We start from the raw sequence: 1,106 nt of genomic DNA, 5'->3' as shown, positions 1-1,106 counted from the left end.
GCGCAGGCGATGCCGCGCATGGAATGCTGCCGGCGACAACGCAAGGGGGACGAAATGATCGGCAACATCCTGGTTGGGCTGGTGGCCTTGATCCATGCCTACATCGTCTATCTGGAGATGGTGCTGTGGGACACGCCGCGCGGACACAAGGCTTTCAACCTGACCCCGGAATTCGCCAGCGCCTCCAAGGTGCTCGCCGCCAATCAGGGGCTCTACAACGGTTTCCTCGCCGCCGGCTTCATCTGGGGGCTTTACCTCGGGGCGGCCGGTTTCCAGGTCAAGGTGTTTTTCCTGCTGTGCGTGGCTGTTGCCGGCCTCTATGGCGCGGCAACGGTTGGCCGCAAAATCCTGTTTATCCAGACCGCGCCGGCGATTGCCGCGCTGATCGCGGTCTGGCTGGGCTGGTAAAAAGGACGCCCGCGGGATGGCTCCCGAAAGCGTCAGGTGATCCCTTCCTCTTGGACCGTTTCGGGCGCTATGGCCTCAGCCGTTCGGGTAGTTGCCGCCGTCGTCGCCGTCGCCCATCAGGAAACCGCTGCCGGTATCGACCCTCAGGCGCTGGTCGACATTGTCGAGCCGGCGCAGCAGGTCATGATATTGCGCGGCCGGTATCCTGCCGTGATCGGACGCGGCGACTTTCTCTGCCGCCTGACCGATGTGGGCCGTGCGCATTTCCAGGCGTTCCGCCACGGCCGGGGTGATGTTGTTGGCCTGTCTTGCGTCCACGATGCCCTGCCGGACGCCCTGCACCTGTGCGATAAGCGCCTCGACACGCGGGCCAGTCATGTCGGTCGGATCGGCCGCGTCGAGAGCGCCCTTGTGATGGCCCGCGGCATAGGCGCCGGCAAGCGGAACGGCGATGAGGAGCGCCGTGAGTGTAGCAGTTCTAAGCGAGGTCTTGAAAGAGCGCATCACGCGTCTCCTCTTGTAGAGGAAGGCGGCGGTTGTCCGCCTGCCTTCCGGCCTTGGGCCGTCCGGTTCCGTCGCGTCGCGATGAGGGGGTTCATCGCCGGCGGTTCTCGGCCCGGGCGGCAAGTTAGGATCGCCCTGCGACAATGTGTAATTAAAAAAAGATAATCTTTTCAGGCCTTGTCGGCCTCTATCTG

At 63.7% G+C, this 1,106-nt stretch carries 2 protein-coding genes; one reads left to right on the top strand and one right to left on the bottom strand.

Annotation, left to right across the window (positions count from 1 at the left end; all coding sequences use genetic code 11):
• The first annotated feature begins 54 nt into the window (after positions 1–54).
• On the top strand, positions 55–408 hold the full coding sequence (locus tag EN906_RS34980) for a DUF1304 domain-containing protein (protein ID WP_127269092.1): 354 nt from the start codon (positions 55–57) through the stop codon (positions 406–408).
• Positions 409–483: 75 nt separating this feature from the next.
• Here the strand turns inward: EN906_RS34980 and EN906_RS34975 are convergent, their stop codons facing one another.
• Positions 484–912 carry a hypothetical protein gene (locus EN906_RS34975; protein ID WP_127269091.1) on the bottom strand — a complete coding sequence of 143 codons (429 nt, stop codon included), beginning with the start codon at positions 910–912 and terminating at the stop codon, positions 484–486.
• Positions 913–1,106: the final 194 nt, after the last annotated feature.

This window comes from Mesorhizobium sp. M7A.F.Ca.CA.004.06.1.1 (genome assembly GCF_003999135.1).
In the GTDB taxonomy this organism is placed as follows: domain Bacteria; phylum Pseudomonadota; class Alphaproteobacteria; order Rhizobiales; family Rhizobiaceae; genus Mesorhizobium.
The sequence above is the reverse complement of the archived record's forward strand: the minus strand, read 5'-3'. Positions and strand labels throughout refer to the sequence as shown.

What these genes read in the sequence shown, in the direction of transcription:
- EN906_RS34980 (WP_127269092.1), top strand. Translation starts at nt 55, where the DNA reads ATGATCGGCAACATCCTGGTTGGGCTGGTGGCCTTGATCCATGCCTAC.
- EN906_RS34975 (WP_127269091.1), bottom strand. Translation starts at nt 912, where the DNA reads ATGCGCTCTTTCAAGACCTCGCTTAGAACTGCTACACTCACGGCGCTC.